The organism is Kitasatospora sp. NPDC059812, from assembly GCF_042732075.1.
In the GTDB taxonomy this organism is placed as follows: Bacteria; Actinomycetota; Actinomycetes; order Streptomycetales; family Streptomycetaceae; genus Kitasatospora.
Genome location: NZ_JBHWIO010000069.1, coordinates 13,021 through 19,646, shown reverse-complemented (window position 1 = coordinate 19,646; position 6,626 = coordinate 13,021). Strand labels below are relative to the sequence as shown.

The 6,626-nt window shown below is 76.6% G+C and carries 7 protein-coding genes and 1 pseudogene; 4 read left to right on the top strand and 4 right to left on the bottom strand.

Annotated features, from left to right (window positions below):
* Positions 1-83: 83 nt before the first annotated feature.
* Positions 84-557: a hypothetical protein gene (locus tag ACFV6D_RS28360; RefSeq protein ID WP_244293291.1), complete on the bottom strand. Its 474-nt coding sequence runs from the start codon at positions 555-557 to the stop codon at positions 84-86.
* A 265-nt stretch (positions 558-822) separates the two neighbouring features.
* Between ACFV6D_RS28360 and ACFV6D_RS28355 the strand changes: the two genes are divergently transcribed.
* On the top strand, positions 823-1,536 hold the full coding sequence (locus tag ACFV6D_RS28355) for a molybdopterin-dependent oxidoreductase (RefSeq protein ID WP_063346573.1): 714 nt from the start codon (positions 823-825) through the stop codon (positions 1,534-1,536).
* The gene (locus ACFV6D_RS28350) at positions 1,520-2,128 is read left to right on the top strand and encodes a cytochrome b/b6 domain-containing protein (RefSeq protein ID WP_380561575.1); all 609 of its coding nucleotides are present in this window, start codon (positions 1,520-1,522) and stop codon (positions 2,126-2,128) included. The genes ACFV6D_RS28355 and ACFV6D_RS28350 overlap by 17 nt, the downstream gene beginning before the upstream one ends.
* A gap of 322 nt (positions 2,129-2,450) precedes the next feature.
* Here ACFV6D_RS28350 and ACFV6D_RS28345 read toward each other — a convergent pair whose 3' ends face one another.
* The 3 genes and pseudogenes from ACFV6D_RS28345 to ACFV6D_RS28335 form a co-directional block, all read right to left on the bottom strand.
* Positions 2,451-3,107 (bottom strand): methyltransferase domain-containing protein, encoded by a 657-nt coding sequence (locus tag ACFV6D_RS28345; RefSeq protein WP_380561573.1) that lies wholly within the window; start codon positions 3,105-3,107, stop codon positions 2,451-2,453.
* A complete protein-coding gene (locus ACFV6D_RS28340) occupies positions 3,104-3,631 on the bottom strand; it encodes a DUF2064 domain-containing protein (protein ID WP_380561610.1) in 528 nt (175 codons plus the stop codon). Before ACFV6D_RS28340 ends, ACFV6D_RS28345 begins: the two co-directional genes overlap by 4 nt.
* Before the next feature lie 99 nt (positions 3,632-3,730).
* Positions 3,731-4,444 (bottom strand): annotated as a pseudogene (locus ACFV6D_RS28335) (glycosyltransferase family 2 protein); the annotation flags it as partial.
* Positions 4,445-4,714: 270 nt separating this feature from the next.
* Here ACFV6D_RS28335 and ACFV6D_RS28330 point away from each other — a divergent pair.
* Together ACFV6D_RS28330 and ACFV6D_RS28325 are read left to right on the top strand one after the other, a co-directional pair.
* Entirely contained in the window at positions 4,715-5,500 is a 786-nt protein-coding gene (locus ACFV6D_RS28330; protein ID WP_380561572.1) for a response regulator transcription factor, read from the top strand.
* A partial coding sequence (locus ACFV6D_RS28325; protein WP_380561570.1) for a sensor histidine kinase occupies positions 5,497-6,626 on the top strand: 1,130 nt, incomplete at its 3' end. The genes ACFV6D_RS28330 and ACFV6D_RS28325, both read left to right, overlap by 4 nt.

Below are 6,626 nucleotides of genomic sequence, written 5' to 3'. Positions count from 1 at the left end.
AAGAGATTAGGACCGGCGGTAGCGGGCCGGCGACGCGGCCCGCCGCGCGCGCCCCCCCCCCCCCCCCCCCCGCCGGGTGTGGGTCAGGCCTTGATGGTGAGCCAGGCGCCGAGGCCGTTGCAGCCGCGGGCGTCGTAGCTGGTGCTGCGGTAGCCGGCCGGGATCGGCGAGTAGGGGCAGGTCCAGATGCCGTTGCGGACCAGTTCGTGGAACCAGGCGCCGACGCCGCTGCACCCCTGGGGGTTGTAGTTGGTCAGGACGTAGCCGGAGACGATCGGCGAGCCGGAGCAGGTCCACAGGCGGTTCTGGGCGGGCGCCTGGAACCAGGCGCCGTGGTTGTTGCAGCCGCTGGAGTTGAACATGGTGATGACGTAGCCGTCCGGGACGGGCGTTCCGGGGCAGGTCCAGCCGCCCACCGAGGCGGTTGCCGCGGGGGCGGCCGGGGTGGCGGCGGTGGCGGTTCCGGCCGCCGTGCCGGTGAGGGCGGCGGCGAGGAGCGCGACGACGGCCGCCGCTCTTCCCGCGTGGGTCCACAGCTGACGGAGGATTCTGGTCACGGCGCACCGGTCCGATCGGTAGCCCCGGCGGTTGCGGCCGGCCGGGGAGGGGGGAACAACGGGGATGCGTGGCACCGTAGTGGCGCGGTCGGACCTGGGGGAATACGGGATTCGAAAGATCGTCGAACTTGACCGGAAAACGATCTCCCGCCGCTCGGCTGCCCCGCCGCTCGGCCGTGGGGCCCTGCTGGCGGAGATGACGAAAGGCTGACGGACCGGTGCCGGGCCTCGCGCCGGCCGGGCTCGGGCTGGTGCAATCGGGGGCGTGGACAGAACAGGCGAAGAAGGCAGGGGCACCCCGGTGGGGCGGCGGGTGGTGCTCGGGCTGCTCGGGCTCGGGGCCGTCGGGGTGGCGGCGGGGCCGTACCTGCAACGGGCCGAGTCGGGGTTGGCCGAACGGGACCCGAGCGGACTGAGCGGGCTGCTGCCGGGCAACAACGGATTCCGGTACTACTCGGTGGTGTCGTCCGTCCCGGAGCGGAGCGTGGCGGACTACACGCTCAGCGTCGACGGGATGGTGGAGCGGCCCGCGACGTTCCGCCTGCCGGACCTGCGGGCGATGCCGCAGCGGCGGCTCGTGCGGGACGTGCAGTGCGTGACCGGGTGGCGGGTGCCGGACACCCCGTTCGAGGGGGTGCCGCTCGCGCACCTGCTGGACGCCGCGGGCGTGCGGCCGGGGGCCGGGGCCGTCCGGTTCAGCTGCTTCGACGGCGCGTACACCGAGAGCCTGACGCTGGCGCAGGCCCGACGGGACGACGTGCTGGTCGCGCTGCGGATGCAGGACAACCCCATCTCCCACACCCACGGCGGCCCGGTGCGGCTGTACGTCGCGCCGATGTACTTCTACAAGTCCGCCAAGTGGCTCTCCGGGATCACCGTGACCGGCTCGGTGGAGCCGGGCTACTGGGAGCGCAACGGGTACGACGTCGACGCCTGGGTCGGCCGGTCGAACGGACGTGACGATGCGCCCACCGGCTGAACTCCTGCTGCGCTTCACCCGGGCCGAGCGCTGGGTGCACCGGACGACCGCCGCGCTGACCGGCGTCTGCCTGGCCACGGCGGCCTGCCTCTACCTCGCCCCGCTCGCCGAACTGGTCGGCAACCGGTGGCTGGTGGTGACGGTGCACGTGTGGTGCGGCCTCGTGCTGCCCGTGCCGCTGCTGCTCGGGCTCGCCTCGCGGGCGCTGCGCGCGGACGCCGCCCGGCTGAGCCGCTTCACCCCGGCGGACTGGGACTGGCTGCGCGCCGTCCGGCGCCGCACCCCGCACCGGCCGGCGGGCAAGTTCAACGCCGGGCAGAAGCTCTACGCGCAGTGGACGCTCGGCTCGATGCTGGTGATCGTCGGCACCGGGCTGCTGATGTGGCTGCCCCGCCTCGCCCCGCCCTCCTGGCGGACCGGGGCGACCTTCGTCCACGACTGGCTGGCCGCCGCCATCGCCGTCGTGGTGGTCGGACACGTCCGGATGGCCTGGCGGGATCCGCAGGCGCGGCTCGGGATGCGGACCGGGCTGGTGGAGCGCCGATGGGCCGAGCGCGAGCACCCGCAGTGGCGGCCGGTGGGCCGGGAGTAGGCGGCCGGTCGGACGTCTTGTCGCGGCCCGGGGCATGTGGCAGGCTCGGCCGGGACGCCTCGAAGGGTGCCGCCGGGGCACCCCTGACCGTGGGGCCAAGAGGCGGTTGGGCGACAGCCGCACGCGTGGTGCACGACCGGCATCCTGCAAGGCTCCTTGGACCCCGGCGCCAATCTTCCTCCTCGCCGCCCTGTCGATCTCGATCGCGGGCGGCCTTCCGGCCTCCCTGCCGTCCGAGCGGCGCTGCAGCCGCACCGCCGTCCCGGGGATCGCGCCGGGGGCGGTGCGGCCGTGGCCGTCCGGAGCAGCGGTCGTGTGCGCCTCACCGCTTGTGCAGGGCGAGGAAGCGGCGGCCGTGTGAGGTCCAGCGTTCCGCTTCGACCAGCCCGGCGGCGGCGTGGGCCCGCCTGAGGGCGGCGGCCGTGCCGAGCCGGGCCCAGGGGAAGGCCGGCCCGAGTCGGCCGTCCGGGCCCTCGACCTGGACGGTGACCTGCTCGTCCACCTCCACGGGCTCCACCTCGACCAGCAACAGCCCGTCCGGCGCGATGAGTTCGGCGCCCCGCTGGAGCAGGGCGTCCGGGTCGCCGCCGATGCCGAGGTTGCCGTCGGCGAGGAGCGCGGCGCCCCAGCGACCCTCGGCGGGCAGCCGGTCGAAGACCGAGCGGCAGAGCGCCGGGCCGCCCAGTCCGACCGTGCGGGCGACGGCCGCCCTGGTCACATCGACGCCTAGGGCCGGGACGCCGAGGGCGAGCAGCGCGGCGACCAGCCGCCCGGGCCCGCAGCCGAGGTCGAGGACGGGCGCGGAACGGCGGGCGCAGCGCCGGAGCAGGCTGTGGTCGGCGCCGGCCGCCGGGGCGCACCAGCGTTCGATTTCCAGCCGGAGGCGGTGGCCGTCCTCGCGGCGCAGCCAGAGCGGGCCGCGGCCGGTGCGGACGGCTTCGGCGAACGGGTCGTCCACCCAGGCGGTGGTGGTCGTCAACTCGCCACCTCCGGCTTCAGGCCGACCGTCACCAGCTGGGCGGCGAAACGGCTGTCCGGGGCCTCGGCGGCGACGCGGCGGGCATCCTCGACGGTGTCCACATCGGTGAGTGATGGAAGCTGATGGATCGTCAAGTCGGCTGCGGCGAGGCGTTCCAGGAGTGTCGCGCCGGTCCTCGCGGTGGACATCGGCACGCCGTGCAGCAGGCGCGCGGCCAGTTCGGCGGTCGGCCGGGCCACGCCCAGCGCCCAGAAGCCGCCGTCGGCCGCCGGGCCGTACCAGGCGTCCGTGCCCGCCCGCCGTGCGGCCGACAGCGGCTCGGCCAGCGCGGCGGCGCTCAGCTGCGGGGTGTCCATCCCGACCAGCAGCGCCGGGGCGTGCGGGGCCACCCGGGCCGCGTGCGCGAAGGCGGCGGCCAGCCGTTTGTCCAGCCCGCCGCCGGTCTGCGCGACGACCTCCCAGCCGGGCGGAAGCCAGCCGCCCGGTTCGCCGTCCAGGACGAGCACGCGCCGCCCGGCCGGCATCGTGCCCAGGGTGTGCAGGGTGTCGGCGAGGGCGGCCTCGGCCAGGGCGGCGGCCTGTTCGGGGGTGCACGGCGGGGTGAGCCGGGTCTTCACCCGGCCGGGGGCGGGCGACTTGGCGATCACCAGCAGGGTCGGCGGGGGCGCGGCCAGCACGGCCCGCATGTCGCGGACGGCCTGGCGGGTGCCGCGCAGGGTGCCGGTGACCTTGGAGCGGCCCGCGCGCGGCAGGTAGTCGACGGGGGTCTCGGTGATCCGCAGCCCGGCGGCCGAGGCGGCGAGCACCATCTCCAGCGGGTAGCCGGACCGCCGGTCGCCGAGCCCCAGGGCCAGCAGCTGTTCCCGGCGGGCGGCCCGCATCGGGCCGAGGTCGTGCAGCGGCGCGCCGGTGCGGGCGCGCAGCCGTCGGGCCAGGGCGGTGTTGGCCAGGCGGGCGTGCAGCGGCCACGCCCCGGCGGTGGCCGGGCGGCGGCGGCCCAGCACCAGGTCGGCGGAGCCGGCCAGCACCGGGCCGGTGACCAGCGGGAGCTGGGCGGGATCGAGGGAGCCGTCGCAGTCCAGGAAGCAGACCAGGTCGGCGGTGGCGGCGCGCAGCCCGGCGTGGCAGGCGGCGCCGAACCCGCGCCGGGGCTCCTCGACCACCGTCGCGCCGAGCGAGCGGGCGAGGTCGGCGGAGCCGTCCCGGGAGCCGTTGTCGACGACGACGGCCCGCCAGCCGTCCGGGATCCGCCCCAGCACCCAGGGCAGCGCGGCGGCCTCGTCGAGGCAGGGCAGCACGACGTCGACGGGGGAGGCGGGGGAGGTGGGTGAGGTCACCCGGCCACGCTAAGTGCGGGACGGCGGGGTGCGGTGGCGGCGCAGCCTTACGGAAGTCGGACGCCTCGGCGGCTGACCCGTCCGGCGGATCGGGCCGGGCCGGGTCGGGTAGGCCGGGCCGGGTGGGCCGGGTGGGCCGGGTAGGCCGGGTAGGCCGGGTGGGCCGGGGCGGGCCGGGTCGGGCGACGGGTGGGCGGCGGATCTTACGGAACGCGAACGCGGGCCCGCTTCCGTCCGCGTCCGCCGCCGAGGCCTCCTATCCTCGGCGAGGTGAACGACACCTCGCACATCCTGGTGATCGACGACGACCCGACCGTGGCCGAGGTCGTCGCCGGCTACCTCACCCGCGCCGGGCACCACGTGGACCGGGCCGCCGACGGTGCGCTGGGCCTGGACCTCGCCGAGCGCACCCGCCCAGACCTGCTGGTGCTGGACCTCATGCTGCCCGGCCTCGACGGGCTGGAGGTGCTGCGCCGGCTGCGGGCCTCCGCCGGGGGCGCCGCGCTGCCGGTGGTGCTGCTCACCGCCAAGGGCGACGAGGCGGACCGCATCCTCGGCCTGGAGCTGGGCGCGGACGACTACGTCACCAAGCCGTTCAGCCCGCGCGAACTGGTGCTGCGGGTGCAGTCGGTGCTGCGCCGCGCCCGGGCGGGGAGCGGGACCGCCGACGGGCCGGGTGACGGGACGGCCGACGGGACGGTCGGCGGGGTGCTGCGCTCGGGGGACGTCACGCTCGACCCGAAGGCCCGCCGCGCCCACCGGGGCGCGCGCGAACTCGCCCTCACCCTACGGGAGTTCGACCTGCTGGCGTTCCTGCTCCGGCACCCCGGCACGGTGTTCTCCCGGCAGAGCCTGATGCGGCGGGTCTGGGGCTGGGACTTCGGCGACCTCTCCACCGTCACCGTCCACGTCCGGCGGCTGCGCGAGAAGATCGAGGACGACCCGGCCGCGCCCGCCCTGATCAGCACCGTCTGGGGCGTCGGCTACCGCTACGATCCGGCGCCTCACGATTCGGCCCGCTCCATGCCGAACCACCCGCAGGACGGTGCGGAGTGAAGGACCTGCTGCTGATCGCCCTGTTCGCCGCCCTCGGCGCGGGCGGGGCCGGCCTGCTCGGCTGGGCGGCGATCCGGCTGCTGCGCCGCCGCTCCGTCGCCCTGTCCCTGTTCTGCGTGGCGGTCGTGACCGTCCTCGCAGTGACCTCCGGGACGTTCGCCGTGGCGCAGGCGATGTTCCTGTCCACCCACGACCTCGGCGTGGTCATCACGGTGCTCGGCATGGCCGCCGTCGTCTCGCTGCTCACCGCCGCGCTGCTCGGCCGCCAGGTGGTGGCCGGCAGCCGGGCGCTGACCGAGGCCGTCCGGACGGTCGGCAGCGACGCCGGTTTCACCGCGCCCGACCATCCGCTCGGCGCGGAACTCGCCGCGCTGAGCGAGGAGTTGGCCGCCACCAGTGCCCGGCTGGCGGAGTCCAGGGCGCGCGAGCAGGCCCTGGAGCACTCCCGCCGGGAGCTGGTCGCGTGGATCTCGCACGACCTGCGCACCCCGCTGGCCGGCCTGCGGGCGATGGCCGAGGCGCTGGAGGACGGCGTCGCCGAGGACCCCGACCGCTACCTGGTGCGGATCGGCACCGAGGTCGAACGGCTCACCGGCATGGTGGACGACCTGTTCGAGCTCTCCCGGATCCAGGCGGGCGCGCTCGCCCTCTCGCTCACCAGGGTCTCGGTGTACGACCTGGTGGACGACGCGCTCGCCGGGGCGTACCCGCTGGCCCGGCGGCGCGGCGTCCGGTTGGAGGGGCGGCAGGTGGCCGACGAGCCGGCGGCGGCCGAGCCGGTCGAGGTGGACAGCGGGGAGATCACCCGGGTGCTCGGCAACCTGCTGGTCAACGCGATCCGCTCGACCCCCGCGGACGGCGTGGTGGCCGTCGCCGCCCGGCGGGAGGCCGACGAGGTGGTGCTGTCGGTGACCGACGGCTGCGGCGGCATCCCGGAACAGGACCTGCCCCGGGTGTTCGAGACGGGCTGGCGCGGCGGCTCCGCCCGCACGCCGCGCCGCGACGACGGCCGGGCCGCCGGGGAGCCCCGGCCGGGGGGGGGCGGGGGGGGGGGGGGCCGCGGGCGCGGGCGGGGGGGGGCCCCCCCCGCGCGGGCGGGCGGGGGCCACCCCCCCCGGGGGGGGGT

Coding starts and splice junctions, on each gene's coding strand:
- ACFV6D_RS28350 (WP_380561575.1), top strand. CDS start 1,520: ATGCGCCCACCGGCTGAACTCCTGCTGCGCTTCACCCGGGCCGAGCGC.
- ACFV6D_RS28340 (WP_380561610.1), bottom strand. CDS start 3,631: ATGCCGGCCGGGCGGCGCGTGCTCGTCCTGGACGGCGAACCGGGCGGC.